Annotated in this window: 18 protein-coding genes; 5 read left to right on the top strand and 13 right to left on the bottom strand. The window is 36.5% G+C overall.

The features are described 5' to 3' along the window. Nucleotides 1–113 precede the first annotated feature (113 nt). Nucleotides 114–1,610, bottom strand: a complete 1,497-nt coding sequence (locus AAJG31_RS16795) for a long-chain fatty acid--CoA ligase (protein ID WP_066038219.1) — start codon at nucleotides 1,608–1,610, stop codon at nucleotides 114–116. A gap of 244 nt (nucleotides 1,611–1,854) precedes the next feature. Between AAJG31_RS16795 and AAJG31_RS16790 the strand changes: the two genes are divergently transcribed. Further along, nucleotides 1,855–2,448 (top strand): metallophosphoesterase family protein, encoded by a 594-nt coding sequence (locus AAJG31_RS16790; RefSeq protein ID WP_279496230.1) that lies wholly within the window; start codon nucleotides 1,855–1,857, stop codon nucleotides 2,446–2,448. A 40-nt stretch (nucleotides 2,449–2,488) separates the two neighbouring features. Here AAJG31_RS16790 and AAJG31_RS16785 read toward each other — a convergent pair whose 3' ends face one another. The 6 genes from AAJG31_RS16785 to AAJG31_RS16760 all read right to left on the bottom strand — a co-directional run bounded on the left by AAJG31_RS16785 (nucleotide 2,489) and on the right by AAJG31_RS16760 (nucleotide 6,173). Beyond that, nucleotides 2,489–4,240, bottom strand: coding sequence for a methyl-accepting chemotaxis protein (locus AAJG31_RS16785; RefSeq protein ID WP_004225627.1), 1,752 nt, complete (start codon nucleotides 4,238–4,240; stop codon nucleotides 2,489–2,491). A 281-nt stretch (nucleotides 4,241–4,521) separates the two neighbouring features. Beyond that, entirely contained in the window at nucleotides 4,522–5,106 is a 585-nt protein-coding gene (locus AAJG31_RS16780) for a DUF305 domain-containing protein (RefSeq protein ID WP_004225628.1), read from the bottom strand. A 102-nt stretch (nucleotides 5,107–5,208) separates the two neighbouring features. After that, nucleotides 5,209–5,397, bottom strand: coding sequence for a cysteine-rich CWC family protein (locus AAJG31_RS16775; RefSeq protein WP_048394824.1), 189 nt, complete (start codon nucleotides 5,395–5,397; stop codon nucleotides 5,209–5,211). A 78-nt stretch (nucleotides 5,398–5,475) separates the two neighbouring features. Next, the gene (locus tag AAJG31_RS16770) at nucleotides 5,476–5,673 is read right to left on the bottom strand and encodes a gamma-type small acid-soluble spore protein (protein ID WP_279496234.1); all 198 of its coding nucleotides are present in this window, start codon (nucleotides 5,671–5,673) and stop codon (nucleotides 5,476–5,478) included. A gap of 12 nt (nucleotides 5,674–5,685) precedes the next feature. Then, on the bottom strand, nucleotides 5,686–5,895 hold the full coding sequence (locus tag AAJG31_RS16765) for a hypothetical protein (protein ID WP_004225632.1): 210 nt from the start codon (nucleotides 5,893–5,895) through the stop codon (nucleotides 5,686–5,688). Nucleotides 5,896–5,939: 44 nt separating this feature from the next. Continuing rightward, the gene (locus AAJG31_RS16760) at nucleotides 5,940–6,173 is read right to left on the bottom strand and encodes a hypothetical protein (protein ID WP_048394826.1); all 234 of its coding nucleotides are present in this window, start codon (nucleotides 6,171–6,173) and stop codon (nucleotides 5,940–5,942) included. A 134-nt stretch (nucleotides 6,174–6,307) separates the two neighbouring features. Between AAJG31_RS16760 and AAJG31_RS16755 the strand changes: the two genes are divergently transcribed. Beyond that, a complete protein-coding gene (locus AAJG31_RS16755; RefSeq protein WP_048394827.1) occupies nucleotides 6,308–6,802 on the top strand; it encodes a L,D-transpeptidase family protein in 495 nt (164 codons plus the stop codon). A gap of 39 nt (nucleotides 6,803–6,841) precedes the next feature. On the opposite strand, the gene AAJG31_RS16750 is transcribed toward AAJG31_RS16755, so the two are convergent. Continuing rightward, nucleotides 6,842–7,609 carry a DUF2935 domain-containing protein gene (locus AAJG31_RS16750; RefSeq protein WP_054548999.1) on the bottom strand — a complete coding sequence of 256 codons (768 nt, stop codon included), beginning with the start codon at nucleotides 7,607–7,609 and terminating at the stop codon, nucleotides 6,842–6,844. Nucleotides 7,610–7,819: 210 nt separating this feature from the next. On the opposite strand from AAJG31_RS16750, the gene AAJG31_RS16745 reads away from it, so the two are divergent. Next, nucleotides 7,820–9,493, top strand: a complete 1,674-nt coding sequence (locus tag AAJG31_RS16745; RefSeq protein ID WP_103118846.1) for a ribonuclease J — start codon at nucleotides 7,820–7,822, stop codon at nucleotides 9,491–9,493. Between the two features lie 44 nt (nucleotides 9,494–9,537). Here AAJG31_RS16745 and AAJG31_RS16740 read toward each other — a convergent pair whose 3' ends face one another. Beyond that, nucleotides 9,538–10,191 (bottom strand): hypothetical protein, encoded by a 654-nt coding sequence (locus AAJG31_RS16740; protein WP_054548997.1) that lies wholly within the window; start codon nucleotides 10,189–10,191, stop codon nucleotides 9,538–9,540. Between the two features lie 211 nt (nucleotides 10,192–10,402). Between AAJG31_RS16740 and AAJG31_RS16735 the strand changes: the two genes are divergently transcribed. After that, nucleotides 10,403–10,792 (top strand): helix-turn-helix transcriptional regulator, encoded by a 390-nt coding sequence (locus tag AAJG31_RS16735; RefSeq protein ID WP_004225641.1) that lies wholly within the window; start codon nucleotides 10,403–10,405, stop codon nucleotides 10,790–10,792. 41 nt (nucleotides 10,793–10,833) lie between these two features. Here the strand turns inward: AAJG31_RS16735 and AAJG31_RS16730 are convergent, their stop codons facing one another. Then, complete coding sequence (locus tag AAJG31_RS16730; protein ID WP_048394836.1) at nucleotides 10,834–11,709, bottom strand: radical SAM/SPASM domain-containing protein; 876 nt, start codon at nucleotides 11,707–11,709, stop codon at nucleotides 10,834–10,836. Nucleotides 11,710–11,903: 194 nt separating this feature from the next. Here AAJG31_RS16730 and AAJG31_RS16725 point away from each other — a divergent pair, with 194 nt between their 5' ends. Continuing rightward, on the top strand, nucleotides 11,904–12,317 hold the full coding sequence (locus tag AAJG31_RS16725) for a hypothetical protein (protein WP_048394838.1): 414 nt from the start codon (nucleotides 11,904–11,906) through the stop codon (nucleotides 12,315–12,317). A gap of 201 nt (nucleotides 12,318–12,518) precedes the next feature. Here AAJG31_RS16725 and AAJG31_RS16720 read toward each other — a convergent pair whose 3' ends face one another. The 3 genes from AAJG31_RS16720 to AAJG31_RS16710 form a co-directional block, all read right to left on the bottom strand. Then, a complete protein-coding gene (locus AAJG31_RS16720; protein WP_131521969.1) occupies nucleotides 12,519–13,922 on the bottom strand; it encodes a SpoVR family protein in 1,404 nt (467 codons plus the stop codon). A gap of 44 nt (nucleotides 13,923–13,966) precedes the next feature. Continuing rightward, nucleotides 13,967–15,124, bottom strand: coding sequence for a sporulation protein YhbH (yhbH, locus tag AAJG31_RS16715; protein WP_048394843.1), 1,158 nt, complete (start codon nucleotides 15,122–15,124; stop codon nucleotides 13,967–13,969). A gap of 239 nt (nucleotides 15,125–15,363) precedes the next feature. Continuing rightward, the gene (locus AAJG31_RS16710) at nucleotides 15,364–17,259 is read right to left on the bottom strand and encodes a PrkA family serine protein kinase (protein WP_039884612.1); all 1,896 of its coding nucleotides are present in this window, start codon (nucleotides 17,257–17,259) and stop codon (nucleotides 15,364–15,366) included. Nucleotides 17,260–17,317 lie beyond the last annotated feature (58 nt).

The raw sequence follows: 17,317 nt of genomic DNA, 5'->3' as shown, positions 1-17,317 counted from the left end.
GTTCCTATTTTATCTTGATTTAGTAACTATTTTTTGTACTAATAACGAGTTACACAAGACAGTGAACCCCAAAAATCTGGATAGCAATTATGCCAAAGGATAATTGAACTGTCTTAAATTGTTGTCACTTTCGGCCGTAATGTATGCTTTAGTACCTTCCCAGAGGCATTTCGTGGCAATTCTATTAAAAATTCAATTTCATAAGGTACTTTGTATTTGGCAAGTCGTGTTTGACAATAGGATAGTATCGAATTTTCATCAAGAGACTTCCCTTCCTTTAACACAACAAATGCTTTTGGTACTTCTCCATATACTTCATGTGGCAATCCAACCACTGCTGCTTCTAAAATTTCCGGCATTTGATATAGAACTTCTTCTATTTCGATTGGGTAAATATTTTCTCCACCACGAATAATCATATCTTTTTTTCGATCTACAATATATAAATAGCCTTCCTCATCAAAGCGTCCTAAATCGCCTGAGTACAGCCAGCCATCCCTCATCGCTCTTGCTGTTTCCTCTGGATTGCGTAAATAGCCCTTCATTACTTGTGGTCCTCTTACGCATATTTCGCCCACCTCTCCAGCTGGTACGGTCTTTCCTTCACTATTAACTACGCAAACCTCTGTCTGTGCTAATGGTTTTCCAACTGAGCCAATTTTCGTCAATGCATCCGTATCTAATAAAGAGGTAGCTGCAGGTGAATTTTCAGTTTGACCATAAAGATTTTGAACCTTTACATTTGGAAATGCTTCTTTCACTTGCTTTACAAGCTCATAAGGCATCGGGGCAGCACCGTAACATAATAAACGTAAATGATTAAAGCTATGTTCCTTGAATCCAGGAGTATTTAATATAATGGTATACATAGATGGAACACCAAAGAAAATTGTCGCCTCAGTAGCTACAATTTGAGCTAACGTTTTAGTTGGTGAAAATGCTTCTTCAATGACCACTGTTCCCCCTCTATAAAACATAGGCATAGCAAATACATGAAGACCTGCACAATGAAACAAAGGCGTACAAATAAACATTTTGTCCTTGCTAGACATATTCATAGAAGAAGACCAAATATCTGCTGTAGCCACGATATTCTGATGCGTTAGCATGACGCCTTTGGGTTTACCTGTTGTTCCCGACGTATACATGACCACTGCCGTATCGTCAGCCTCTAATTGCACAATTTTTCTAGCACGATTATCATATTCAATTATGTTTTTCATTTCTTGAAATCCGATTGTATGTTGGAATGAATAAGAAACGTCCTCTAATACCTCTGTTAATCTTTCATCAAAAATTAAGCCCCTTGCTTGTGAATGATTAAAAATAAAATCAACCTCAGGAGCAGCTAATTTAGTGTTAATTGGCATCACAATAAATCCAGCTAATTGGACACCTAAATATGCGATTAAAAATAAATCTGAATTGAGCGTATATAGGGCAATCACATCATCCTTTTTAAAATCTTGTTCCTGCAAGTAAGTCGCAAATCTTTCTACACGTTGGTAAAAATCATGATAGCTTATTGCCTTTCCATCATACAATGTTGCAATTGCATTTGGTTGCTGCCCTGCATAGTCTTCCAGAATATCTGTCATAAACTTCGTCATTATAAGCCCTCCATACTTTCATTTTATTATTATTGAATAAACAAGAATGGGAAACTATTAAACTTCTTAAAATTCTGAAAATTACGATTATATTTTATCAAGCAATGTATTTCTTGGCAATTTTTCCACACATTCAAAATATGTAGCTGAAGTAACGAAATATTCATAGACATTTTACTTTTCTAGTAATTTCTATTAGGTGTATGATACTTGTACGATTATTATTAGGAAAGGCCGGGTTTAAATGCTTTATGCACTTTTAGGAGATTTACATTCTAATATAGAAGACACTAAAGCTGTTCTAGCTCATATTCAACAAACAGCAGAGGAAGCAACAATCATTGGGTTAGGGGATTTATATGAATGCACTGTTAGTAAGAAAAAGGCACAAACCATATCTGACTTACCTTTGCAAAAGGCGGCCATAGTAGAAAGTGAATTTGAAAAACTGCTAACCTTCCCCTCTATTCGAGGCAATCAAGAAGAGCGTATTACTCAGGTCACTGGCATTGAACGTTTTAAAGCTTTACCAGAGACAATAGAGATTGATGGAGCCACGCTTATGCACGGACATCAATTTAGGTGGAATGTAAGCTGGCAACCGACTTTCCCACACTTTCAAAAACCATTATTTTTCTTCGGGCATAGTCACGAATCAGGTCTTTATCATCAACAAAAAAAGCTGCCGATTCGTATTCGCTACGGGCAACCAATTGCGTTACAAGACAAACAATATGGTGTGAATGTAGGCTCTGTTATCAATCACCGTGAATGGTGTCTTTATGATAGCCAAAAGCGTACAGTGACATTTATGTGTGTTCCACCTATTAATCTATAAAAGAGCAAGCTAGTATGTAGACTAGCTTGCTTTCCATTTTTTAATGAATATATTGCTTTTTCTCACTCAATAAAATTTCCTTTAACTCTTTTAATTTTTCAATTACAACATACGATTCATCCGTAATTTCTTTCAGGTATTTTTCAGCGCCCGTTTTATTGCCTACATTGTACTCACGCACTGCTTTTTTTGCTATATCATGCACGTGAATAAATGGTTGTTCTAACTCTGCGTAGACACGCTCATCACCTAAGAGTTTCTTTCCTGTGCCGTAGTACCATTCGCCAAGGCGTGATTCTTTTGGAGACCCTACATCCTGCTCCGTCATCGTTTCAAAGCCTAGTAGCAAATTGTAGATTTTCCATCTCCACAATAGGTGATCGGTAATAGCTAATTCAATAATATCCTCTTGGCTAATAATAAAGTTTTTAGAAATTGTTGTGGATCGGTATCCATCAATCATTTTACTTAATTTATAAATGGCGGAGCCCATATCAAAAACGATTACCTTACTTTTTTGCATGCTCTCTGTAATTGTATGGTTACGTTCAGAAATAGTAGTAGCAGATTGTGCCTGTACCTTTGTCGTTGTAGCTATTTCCTCAAAGCGCGCCCCCTGCTGCTGTAAGTTTTTATTTAGCTCAGCTAGCGTCTGTGATATATATAAGGTATCTGTAACACCTTGATGTAAATCTTGGGAAAATTGAGTCGTTAATGAACTAATATTATGGGTAATATGAAGTAGCTCCTGTATATCTGTATGTATAGATTTGACAGATGTACTTGTATCATCAGCAAGTTTCCGAACTTCCTCTGCAACAACCGCAAAACCTTTTCCTGCTTCTCCAGCACGAGCGGCCTCTATTGATGCATTTAAAGCCAACAAATTTGTTTGATCTGCTATTTTTTTTATTAATTCCATTAATTTCGCTACACTATTTACACGCTCAACTAAACGCCTAATATCTTCCTGCATTGATTTATGGCCTTCATCGGTTGTCTGTAAAATAGATGATACTTGTTGTAATGATTCCAAATCCTGATTTAATTTTTTAAAGGCATGCTTTGTTTGCTCTGAAATATCACCCACTGATGTGGCAATTTCTTCAATACTTTCGTCTAACTCATGCATTAATTGATCTGCTGCAACAATCTCCTGTTGCTGAATCTCCTGAAATTCAATCAGTTCCTTAATGGTGTCTAACTGTGTATTATAAGTAATTATTTCACCTAATCCATTTACTACAGATCCTGCTTGAATTTCAATATAGGTCTCCAAAATAATTTGTTGATCAATTGTTACTAAGCTATCGTAAGACAATAAAACATCCAGCATTTTTTCTTCATCACGAGATAGTTCTTTGACAATAAGTGGAATGATTAATTGATTAATCAGTGTATAGGCAGATATCATCCAATTCGGTAGTACACCAATTCTTGCATGAACATAAGCAATTTTACGACGCTTAAAGACATAATCTAAATCTAATTCATCATCAAATAAGCTAATAAAATGTGTATCAAATAATCCTTTTAAGCGCTCTACTGTCGAATGTGTATTGATGACATGATTAAACTCTGGGATTTCCAGTAGACGAGCATAAAAATTATCGAGTATATGCTGTCGATTATTCTCATAAATTTTACGTAAAAACCCAACAGATTCTCTTCTAATTCTAGATAAAGCAAGGAAATCCAATTTTTCTTTAAAGCGTTCATTTGTTTCGATGTCTGAATTTTTCGTAGCCGAAAAATAATCATAACTTTGATTAATCTTCTTCCTTTTGAACATAGCTCCCACTCCTAGTTGTATTCAAGTAAAATAAAATTACCAATATTTTAAAGCCAATTATAGATTTCTCTTCATTACCTTCAACTAATAAAACATATATATTTTACCAACAATAGAATAACAAAAATAGATTCTCATTTAATTCTTTACACTTTATTATTTTTCCGTCCACTTTATTGACAATTTCTTATTTTCTTAGTTAAACACTGTCTTTACGCAGAAAAAGCGCTAAAATCCAGATTGATTTAGCGCCTTCTTCCCATATAAACTTCTCGTTAGTGCTAGCACTCGCAATCGCAATTTTGTAAGCTATCCAGTAGCTTTTCCATGGCTTCTAGTTGCTCACACAGCGTTTGAATCATGCAACGTAGGATTGGAATTAACTCTTGACAGATGCAGAATCTAAGCACATTTTGTGCCAGTCGTATACCACCCTGATGATGGACGATCATTTCCCGAAGATAATTGATATTAATGCTATTAGAGACTGGTGGAGCACACATTGCGTTGAACATAGCTTCTGTAATTTCTTTGTAAGCACACATATACTCGTATAATTCATACTCTGAATTTTGTACGACACAACATCGATTTTGTATCGCTTCAAGACTCTCAACCATTTCTGTATGTGTGCGAATGATTTCTAAGGCGAGATTTTGCACAGGTATATTCGTTGTATAACGTAAAACATTTTCAGACATTTGTATTGCTGCAACTTGATGAGGGATGATTTGCTTAATAAAATTTTCTGAGATACTACAAGTAATGGTTACATAGGTCATACCCTGCATCATTTTTTTGAGGATTCGCTGATATTCCTCTAAATATGCCTTTGTCACATTACTGAGTTCAATTGGTTTAGCCATTAGACACACTCCTTTCAGAGTAATGTATGCCTGCTAGGTTGTTGTGCGATAGACAATTGTACCAATTGCTCAATTTTTACTAACCTTTATCATCGTAAAAAACTATACTTGCTCTTTCTTATATGTAGCTATGCATGTTGAACAAATGCATAGATTTGGCTCTCTTTGCACTGTAGTTAACAGGGTTTCTGGAATGCTAACTGTCATACACCAGCACTCTTTTTCACCTTTTGCCACGCCACAATGGTTTTCGCCTCCGCATAATGGACATTTTATTTCTCCAGTTGACATGCTTTTACAACTCCTTTATTTTTCATCATTGTAAAATAAAAAGGGAAGAGCGCTCAATACCTTGCTCCTCCCAAAACTTTAATGTTGATGCTTGTGTATATCTTGTTTTACTTCTTCAATGTCAGTGTCACTATAAATAGATGTTCCACGTCCGCCACTTTTTGCTAACAGGGCCTTCACTTCATTATAGGATAATCCTGCCTCTGCATTTTTTTTCTTCACTTCGTTAATATTTGTGCCTGCAGATGTAAACTGGATGTCTTTTTCACGATTCATCATTTTTACCTCCTATAATTCATCTGGCTGCATTTCAATTAATTCGTCGCCTTCTCTTTTTACACGCTTATTGAGTTCCTCTATCGGAATGGCATCTACAGTTTGCATATCCTCATGCAGATCGAAAAGACTAATCGTATCTGATTCAACCATGTCAGGCTTGTCCTTACTATTTAAATTCATGAACATTTTCTTTTCATGTGGTATTTTTTCGATGTCCATTCTGTCACACTCCTTTTCCTATAATGTGTGTAATGCTGAACAGATTATGTGTCTTTCTCTTTCGTACTTTTATCAATTCGATGATACTCAGCTATTTGAATAACTCGTACATGTTTTGTGTGCAGTTCATGGTATATCCCCCTACTATCCGTAAAGGAGATATATTGATCACGTTCATTTTTCACTAATTTTTCTGCCTCTTGTTGCGATTCAATAAAAATGAATCTTCGTACATAATGTACCTCATCAAAAAAATACGTAATTTTAAATTCCTTCATCTTTATGCCCCTTAATCCTGCAATGTCACCGCTTATTCTGTCCAGAAACTGAAAAACCTTGCATTCCTAAAATTACATAAAACATCTAATGCATATAGTAGAGCAATAAACCTTTGCATTGGAGGGAACAATAATTGATTCATACTGTCAAAGCTGGTGAAACCCTTACTCAAATTTCTCAAGATTACCGTACATCTTTGGCATCCATTCTCGCTGCTAATCCAGGAATTCAGCCTGATCATCTTTTCATGGGTCAACAAATCGTCATCCCTGGCTTGCCTGAGCCCGACACAATTCCTTACCGTATTGAGATATCTACCAACAATCGCTGGCTCCGTTTATATAGAGATAATATCCTTCAAAAACAATACCCAATTGCAGTTGGACGCATGCTTCACGAAACACCAGTAGGTAGTTTTATGATCATCAATAAAGCACCAAACCCTGGTGGTCCTTTTGGCACGATGTGGATGAGTCTTTCTAAACAACACTACGGAATTCATGGCACAAATGATCCTAGCTCTATTGGGCATGCTGTTTCACATGGGTGTATCCGCATGCAAAATCGAGATGTTGAAGAGCTAGCCAGTATTGTGCCAATAGGTACAGAAGTAGTGATTCATCCCTAACTTAAAAGGCTATCTAGTTAGTTTAGATAGCCTCTTGTTTTACTTATCTTGTTCTCTAGCCTGTGCGAGCTTCGTTAAATAGTATTGCTCCTCACGCCACATATGGTCCGCCATAGGAGCTGTAAATGAACCTAGCACCTCTGCACTTAGCTCCATTTCTTCTAGCTCTCTTAAAAATGTTTTAAATAATGTCATTTCAAGCTCAACATCTTTACTAAAGCGTTTTAAAGCAGGAAAGGAATTCATATTTGTACGTAAATAGCCTGTTAATTCAACAGCCTTTAAATAAAATTGCTCAAAGTGTTGAGCAAACTCATGGCTCTTTTGCTTCAAACGCTTCTCAACACCGTCTAAATCATCATTAATAATGCCTGCATGTCCAGACGCATCTAAAAGCCAAACTAAATGATGATGAAGCTCATGAAAAATAGGTGGTGCTTCTCCTTTTTTTAAATAACCCAGCACATTTTGATATTCTTCTAATTCATTAACCATATGATTGACAAAAGTAGGCGTTAAATGAATCCCAATATCCCCCAATAGTTGATGTCTGAGTAGATGAAGCTTGAACTGCTTAAATTGCTCAACATTGTCGTCCACGGACACTGAAAAGGATACAGCATTTGAATCATCGAGTGAAGGGACATAGGTAAGTAACTGCGAGAATTGATAAATATACATATGGGCTCTTTGAATGTCTTCTTCTTCTGAGGGATAAAGGGCGTCATGAATAAATTGAGCGTGGTTTTGCATGATTTCTAGCCAAAATCTATGCTCGAAAATGGCATGTTGCACAAAATTTGACAAAGGTCTACCTCCTCTTATCTTGATTTTAGAGAAATAAACTAAAAAACTTCCCTCGAGCTGTCTTTGCTTTCTGTTATCTCCCCATTCTATTCTTCGTGCTATACAATTAGTCTTACTGTAAATTTCGTATAGGATGAAATGCTAAAAGCTATACTACCTATGGCAAAACCATTTAGATGGCTTTATTGAAAACTATAGGAGGGAAATACGTTGTCAACAAGTAAACAGCTATTATCCATATTCGCCCTAGGTGGGATAAATGAAATTGGTAAAAATATGTATGTAGTACAATATGCAGATGACATAATTATTATTGATTGTGGAGCAAAATTTCCGGATGAAACCCTGCTCGGAATTGATTTAATCATTCCTGATATTACGTTTTTACTTGATAATAAGGAGAAAATTAAGGCATTAATTGTCACACATGGACATGAGGATCATATTGGTGGAATTCCCTATTTATTAAAAAAATTAAACGTCCCTGTGTATGCTACCCGATTCACCCTCGGACTTATTGAGTTAAAGCTTAAGGAACATAAACTTTTAAGAGAAACGGATTTAATTGAAATTCATGCTGATTCAGCACTACATTTAGGACAAATCGATATTAGTTTCTTTAGAACCAATCATAGTATACCCGATTGTTTAGGAATCGTTTTAGCTACCCCTGAAGGAAATGTTGTCCATACGGGAGACTTTAAATTTGATCTAACGCCCGTTAACAATCAGTTTGCTGATATTCATAAAATGGCTGAAATCGGTTCAAAGGGTGTGCTTGTCCTTATTTCAGAAAGTACAAATGCAGAAAGACCAGGTTTGACCCCTTCTGAGCAACTTGTAGGGCATCATATCGAGGAAGCCTTTTTACATGCTGAACGAAAAGTAATCATCTCAACCTTTGCTTCAAATGTTAATCGCATCCAACAAATCGTACATGCTGCAATTGCCACCAATAGGAAGCTAGCTTTAGTAGGGCGTAGCATGGTCAATGTCGTTGATGTCGCGATTGAACGAGGCTATTTATTTGTACCAGAAGATCTGTTAATTGATGCACGAGAGGTCAAATACCTCCCACCAGAAGAGGTCGTGGTCCTCTGCACAGGTAGCCAAGGTGAGCCTCTAGCTGCACTAGCAAGAATAGCAAATGGTAATCATCGTGAAATTAAGGTTTTACCAGACGATACAGTCATTCTTGCGGCTTCACCAATCCCAGGTAATGAAAAGGGCGTTTCTCGCATTGTAGACAATTTATTTCAGCTTGGTGCTAAGGTTATTTATGGTTCTTCCAGTCATACAGGTATGCATGTATCAGGACATGGTCATCAAGAGGACTTGAAACTTATGCTGACGTTTATGAAGCCTAAATTCTTCATCCCTATTCATGGTGAGTTTCGTATGTTACATCAACATCGTTTATTAGCAGAATCTATTGGCGTTCAAAAGGGACATACATTTATTATGAAAAATGGTGATGTAGTTGATATTGAAAATTCAAAGGCAAGGCAGACACGGAAAATTCCTGCTGGGGATACCTATGTTGATGGGATAGGCATTGGTGAGGTGGAAGGTATTGTCCTCCGTGATCGCAAGCAACTTTCAGAAGACGGAATGCTTGTTATTGTGTTGACACTCAATAAAGCTGACGGAGCTTTTATTTCAGAACCCGATACCATTTCACGTGGTTTTGTTTATGCTAAAGATTTCGAGGCACTGTTAACTAAAGTCAATGTGCTTACCAAAGAAATCGTCAATGAGCTTCAAGAAGAGGGCAGACAGCAAATACATGTCCTTCGCCGAGAAATTAAAAGAGCTGTTGGACAATATTTATTTACCCAAACAAAAAGAAAGCCCATGATTTTACCAATTATTATTGAAATTTAACAAGTCGGTGCAAGGATTGCCCAATCCATTTGCACCGACTTATGTTAATTGCTCAACCTTTGAAAGGAATCATTTAAGAAATCTCCATTATAAACCTTATGTAACATATCAGCATATAAATATTGGAGCTGTTCAAAGCTATGATGTAAGTTTTTTGAATGCTGATTTACTTGTTTTGATACATTATCGAAATACTGTGGAAGTTTTTCTACCGCTGTGACTAAAGAATCTTTATTCATTAATAAATGTTGAATAGCGTTTAATAGTTGAGCTGCTCTATGCTGTATATCAAGAGGAGGTAATTCAATTATTAAACGAAGGATATGACGCCTCTCTTTATTTATTTGATACCATTTAAAAAAGTGAAATAAATAGTCACTAACAACAATGGATTCATTTGGAATAATGGCAATGATATCATGACCGATGCACACAGCTTTTTTACATTGATAAATAATGGTTTCCTTTAAATTTAATTTGTTGAGAAGAATGCTTTTTGCAGGTACCAGTGACAAATTTAATGAATCAACCGTGTGATCAATCTTTGGCACTTGACTAGCATCATCATCTACCAATAATTTCAATAGTGTTGCTTTGGTGATAAAAGGAGTACCTTCCCTAGTAAAACATTGATCGTTCAAAATTAAATGACCAATTTGGACTTTTGCTATTTCTTCTAAAAAAAACTGCTTCACCATGTATGAACCCTCCAATCCTCTGTCCCAATTAATACCCTAAATACAATCTTCATTAACGCATACCTAGTTATTTATTTAGGTCATTTGTCTGGATAAAAGTATTACTCTAAAGATTGTACCATTTTAATGTAACTTTTTCTCTATTATACCACTATAATAGTATAGTCATTTCCATTGTTTTTCACTAGCTTTTAACATAGAGGTGAATCATATGTCAGATTTTTTAAAGCTAGTAGGTGAACAACTTCGGATTATTCGATTATCTAAAGGACTTAGCCAAGAAGAAGTGGCTGAAAGAACAGGGAAGTTAGGTTTCAGTAAAGGAAGAGTTTCCAATATTGAGCATGGACAATCTAATATTACCTTAAGTACTTTGGAAACAATCATGAAGGCATTAGACATTACCCCTGAGGAGCTATTTAATTTTCAAAAATTATCTGGCGTTACTGATATTGAGGAGAAAAACCTCATGCTAGACATTCATCGCTCATTATTAAGAGAACGAAATTTAGACGAGGTAAAATATGTAGTTCGTATAACGAAGGATTTTTTAGATACGATTGATTCTCAATCAAAGAAAAACAGCTCTAACGGTCAATGACCATTGGAGCTGCTTTTTTATTTCAAAGTAACTTTTAGTAGCTACATACCAAACTTTTGACGATAGCCACATTTTCTACATAATTCTTCCACAGCTTCTCTTCTTGAGAAGCCTTCAACAATCTTATTGGCACGCTCCCCTTCTACAATGTCGGAGAAGGATTTTTCATGTACATTTCCTAAATTAATGACACCTTCCCCATCCAAACAGCAAGGTACTACGGTACCATCCACCAATATAGCTGCTTGACTACGCAGTGCATGGCAAAAACCCTTACCTTCATCCTCTGGCTCTAGGAGACTTGGCCATCTAAACTCATGATCCTGATTTAAATATACATGAGGCGCAATTTTTACCCCTTTACCAGGTTCTACTTTTTCTTCTATACGATAATCAAGATGATACTCATTTTCTAATATTTCTAAAGTCTCGCGGTTGCGACGAGCTGCAACATCCGAAACATGATCCTGTTGTAGATTCCATAAACGATAGGAAATAATCGTATTGTATTCCCTAGAATCTCGCACAAAATCCAATATATCCTCTAAATATTTTTCACGATTTTCAGAGCCTTCATGCCCATCAAAGCTATGCAACGAGAAATTAATTTGACGTAATGCTGGCTTTCCTAATATTTTCTCGCGATTTTTTTTGATTAGCGTACCATTCGTTGTAATATTGACTTTGAATCCTTTTGCATGGGCAGCGTCTAATAGCTGATCAATTCTTGGATGTAGTAATGGCTCTCCTTTCACATGCAAATAAATATATTTTGTATGTGGACGAATTTCATCTAATATTTTATTAAATTGTTCGACTTTTATAAGCCCCTTTGCACGCGCTGTAGGTGGACAAAAACTACATGCTAAATTACAAACACTCGTAATTTCTATATAAACCTTTTTAAATGTTCTCAATGTTGCTTCTCCGTTCCCATTCACTAAATAATCAAATCTCATTCATTTTAACAAATTTATTGGATAGATAGCAAAAATCGTTGAGCTTTCCCTAGACACACCTACCTTTTCTCTAGGTAACATGGCTACACGTACAGGTGGGTTCAAGAAGCGCTAATATCTTAATAGTAATAGGAAAGGAAGGAGGAGAAACGATGTCTGGTTTTAATTCTAAAAAATTTTATGGACCTGACGAACCTGAGCAGGAATCCTCTAACAAGCAAGGGAAAAATCATATAACAATAAATTTCACATTCAATATAGGAAATACTGATTTTCACTTTGAGCAACGTGCAGAAGGCGGAGGCCAAATCAATCATGATGTAGGCACAAATGCCAACCAAGGTGGACAAAATGCTAGTAACGGTAGTCATACACGCAACGTCAATTCGCAATTTGCTGACGGTAATGGAAGAAGTGGTATTGCTGGTAATAATAATGACGAGGCTGGTGGGCAACAAGGCATTAAAGTACGAGATAGTCTTGTCATTGAAAGTGATATTCATTCATCCTCTAACCATAGTGAAAGTAATGAAGAAACTGATGTATTAACTGAAGAAGATGAGTAGGTTGGTTTCAAAAAGATCATGTCAGTAGCAAAAAAAAGGCCATTTTACACGAAGAGGCTCTGTGCTCTGCCACTGGAAAGCAAGTAGCCTGCAACCGATTGTTGACCTTTCACAAAAATACTATTGATGGTTTTGTTTTTCAACACGATGAAAAAACTTCTATCTGCTTGATGGTACCCTCAACAGATAGAAGTTTTTTTATTATACATTGCGTTTATAATTTTTTGTGCCGTCATATGAATAGAGCATCGGCTTTTTATCGACATAGGTTTCTAAATGAACAGGACGTCCCCATAGCTGGTAAATATAAGGTAATACATTTTCTAAATAGTGTGGATCTAACTCCATCCCTTCATAGCCATGAACTAAATATAGCTCGCCATTCCGCAAATAATCACCATTTTTTACCACAATATATGGGAATCCTCCGTTTACACGCATGGATACAAGTTGATCGCGAACCATCTCGTGATCCTTATCCGTTATACGGTATTCATTCCCTTTCTTTTGGAACAAGTATAAATCTTCACGCTTCGCTAAATCCTTTGTTAAATAGTTTCGAATAAAGGAAATATCTGATTCTACCTCTCTTACCTCAAAAATCTTTTCACGTCCCGTATTTGGCAAAACACCTAACCGTTTCATTTCCTCGGTAGGATTATTATAGCGATTTTCAATATCCTCGAAAATTTTAATCCCAAGATAATATGGATTAATCGATGTTTTGGAGGGTTGCACAACCCCCGCATTTAATTTGGCATATTCGATAGTTTCAGCAGTAGTTAACTTTAGCTCCCGCATGATTCGTTGATGCCAGAATGAGGCCCAACCCTCGTTCATTATTTTAGTCTCTAATTGAGGCCAAAAATAAAGCATTTCCTCTCGCATCATTGTTAATATATCTCGTTGCCAGTCTTCCAATTCACGGCTATGTTCCTCTAAGAATAACAACAGGTCCTTTTCTGGCTGAGGAGGAAATTGCTTTAATCTGCGTCGAATTGGTTTATAAACTTTTTCTTTTTCTTCTATACTCCATAAATCATCATACGGTGATTTTGTTGGTGGTTTTTCCTCCTCAAGCTCATCCTCCTCACTCCAGGATAGCTTCGGTCTTAAAATTGATGGATCAATATGTTCTTGAATAGCTAAAACAGCATCTAAAAACTGCTCCACCTCATCCTTGCCATACTCTCTCTCATAGCCAGCTATTCGCTCCGCAGTTGCGGTCATACTTTCTACCATATCTCTTCTTGTATTAGAAAAACGTATATTATTTTTGAAGAAATCGCAGTGTGCTAGAACATGGGCAATAATCAATTTATTTTGGGTTAAAGTATTGGTATCGAGTAAAAATGCATAGCAAGGATTTGAATTAATGACAAGCTCATAAATCTGACTAAGTCCTAAATCATATTGAAGCTTCATTTTATGAAATTGTTTTCCAAAGCTCCAATGGGAAAAGCGCGTGGGCATACCGTAGGCGCCAAATGTATAAATAATATCTGCTGGACAAATTTCATAACGCATTGGATAAAAATCTAAGCCAAAGCTTGAGGCAATTTCGGTAATTTCATCTATTGCACGATGAAGCTCTTTTGTGTCCATTTTACGCCCCCTCCTTTGAACGTGGTGCTGAGGATATTTCCATGTTACTCTTCACTTTTCTTGAAAAAGCTCTTTAAGGCGTCATACACATCGCCTTTTTTTCTCAGAATATGGTATCTGAATTTAGGATCATCAATTTTTTTATACGTATACATAAGCGTTGAGAAACGGTTATGCTGATTCACCTCACCATAGCCAAACATGCTGGATACATCCATTAACTCTCCTACTAACTTCAAGCACTTTTCATTGTCCATCGATATATTTTCACCATCTGAAAAATGGACAGGATAAATATTGTAGCGAGACGGATGATATTTATCCTGAATTAATTCCAATGCCTTTTTATAAGCTGAAGAACAAATGGTTCCACCACTTTCGCCCTTTGTAAAAAACTCCTCTTCTGTGACAACCTTTGCCTCAGTATGATGAGCAATAAATTCAATTTCTACTGTTTCATATTTTGACCGTAAAAACTTCGTCATCCAAAAGAAGAAGCTTCTCGCACAATATTTTTCAAATGCGCCCATTGAGCCACTTGTATCCATCATGGCGAGCACTACTGCTTTGGATTCTGGCTTCTCCACTTCATCCCATGTTTTAAAACGTAAATCGTCATTGTGGATTGGCGTTATTTCTGCTTTCCCATGCATCGCATTGCGCTTTAATGCATTTAAAATGGTACGCTTTTTATCGACATTACCCATGAGTCCTTTTTTACGAATATCATTAAACTCTATTTTTTCTGTTTTAATATCTGCCTTTTCTTTTTGCTGTAAGTTAGGTAACTCTAGTTCATGAAATAAAACATTTTGAATTTCCTCAATACTGACTTCCGCTTCATAATAATCTTGGCCAGGCTTGTCACCCGCTTCTTTTCCTTTACCTGGAGCCTGATTGGCCTTACTGCCATCCCGCGCTACTACATCTCCAACACTACTATCCCCTTGTCCCTGCCCTACATGCTTAGAGTTATCATAGTTATATCGAATTTTATATTCATCAAGTGACCGAATTGGTATCTTAATAACCTCGCGACCATTGGACATCACAATACTTTCTTCGCTAACTAAATCAGGTAAATTATTTTTAATCGCATCTTTCACTTTTTCCATATGGCGTTGTTGGTCCTGGTGCCCTTTACGATGGAGGGACCAATTTTCCTGAGAAATGACAAAGCGTTTATTTTCGTGTTCAGTCATTTTTATCCTCACCCATCTATCAAATTCGCTTTTTCTATACTATGCTTGTGAGCTAAATTTTTGAACTTTTTTCATAAAATCAATTGTATATTTATCAATCACGCCTAAAACGTCCAGATTTTTTTCGACCATGCTCTAAAGTATCTCTTCAAAGTCTCGGACATCTTCTCCTCCTGATAATAAAAGGAGTGCCCTAAAAATGGGACACTCCTATCTTAATTGGAACAATGAACATCAAGTTATCGATTGAGCAAACTTCCTACATACTGTAGCAACTCATTTGCTGATGTTGTATTATAGCCATGTTCATCAACAAGCCTTGCCACAACCTCATTAATCTTCTTCAGTTGAGATTCATCTGGCATTTTAGAAGAAGTAGTAATTTTAACGATATCTTTTAAATCTGCAAATAATTTCTTCTGAATGGCCTCTCGCAATCTTTCATGAGAATTATAATCAAAACGTTTACCTTTTCGTGCATAGGCAGAAATTCGAATGAGAATCTCTTCACGGAATGCCTTTTTAGCATTTTCTGAAATGCCAATTTGCTCCTCAATCGAGCGCATTAATTTTTCATCTGGATTCATTTCTTCCCCAGTAAGTGGATCATAAATTTTATTTTTATTACAGAATGCCTCTACATTATCAAGGTAGTTATTCATCAATGTTTTTGCCGATTCCTCATAGGAGTACACAAAAGCCTTTTGTACTTCATTTTTAGCAATCTCATCATATTCTCTACGAGCAACCGCAATGTAATTCATGTATTTTTCACGATCCTCTTGAGAAATCGATGCATGCTGATCTAACCCATCCTTCAATGCTCGTAAAACGTCTAATGCATTTATCGATGGTATCTCTTTGCGGATAATAGCAGAAGAAATACGGTTAATAATATAGCGTGGATCAATACCGTTCATGCCTTCATTCGGGAACTCTTTCTTCAGCTCCTCTAAGTCAACGGAATTAAATCCCTCCACATTTTCTCCGTCGTACAAGCGCATTTTTTTAATTAGATCCACACCTTGTTTTTTCGGAACTTCCAAACGAGTGAGAACCGAAAAGATTGCTGCGGCCTTTAAAGCATGCGGTGCAATATGGACATGGGACATATCGCTCTCTTTTATCATCTTTTCATAAATATGCTCTTCCTGACTAACTTTGAGGTTGTAGGGAATTGGCATAACGATAATTCGAGAATGTAATGCCTCATTCTTTTTGTTCGAAATAAATGAACGATACTCTGTTTCATTTGTATGAGCAACGATTAACTCATCTGCACTAATTAAAGCAAATCTTCCTGCTTTGAAATTTCCTTCCTGCGTTAATGATAATAAATTCCATAAGAATTTTTCATCTAGTTTTAGCATCTCCTGGAATTCCATCATTCCTCTATTAGCCTTATTCAGCTCCCCATCAAAGCGGTAAGCACGAGGATCCGACTCTGAACCAAATTCACCAATTGTAGAAAAATCAATACTTCCTGTTAAATCTGCAATATCCTGTGATTTAGGGTCTGATGGTGTAAATGTCCCTATACCCACACGTTTATCTTCTGAAAAAGTAATACGTTCAATCATTACATTTTCAATGCGTCCATCGTATTCCTTTTCAAGACGCATTGTATTTAAAGGCGATAAACTTCCTTCAATTCTAATCCCATATTCCTCAAAGAACTCATTACGCAAATGATGTGGAATTAAATGGAGCGGATCTTCATGCATTGGACATCCCTTAATTGCGTAAACTGCACCTTCATCTGTTCGCGAATATTGCTCTAATCCGCGTTTTAGTAAGGTAACGATAGTTGATTTACCACCACTAACTGGTCCCATTAATAATAAAATACGTTTTCTAACATCTAACCTGCGTGCTGCTGGATGGAAATATTCCTCCACCAGTCTTTCAATTGCTGTTTCAAGCCCAAAAATTTCTTGTCCGAAAAATTTGTACATTTTTTGCCCATCGCGTTCCTCTACACCAGAACTTTTTATCATATTGTAGACGCGTGAATGGGCTGTTTGAGCAACTTCAGGTCTTTCCCTAATGATGTTTAAATAATCTGCAAATGTCCCTTCCCACTTCAGCCTGTTTTCTTCTTCGCGATAGTTTTTCACTTTATCTAAAATGTTAATAGCCTTCCCTCCATTCAGGGCTTGATTTATAACATAGTATGAAGTTAATGGCATGATG

Origin of the sequence: Lysinibacillus sp. BS3, assembly GCF_039614735.1 — a bacterium.
Taxonomy (GTDB): Bacteria; Bacillota; Bacilli; order Bacillales_A; family Planococcaceae; genus Lysinibacillus; species Lysinibacillus capsici.
Note: the sequence above shows the minus strand (reverse complement) of the source record. Positions and strands in the feature narration are given on the sequence as shown.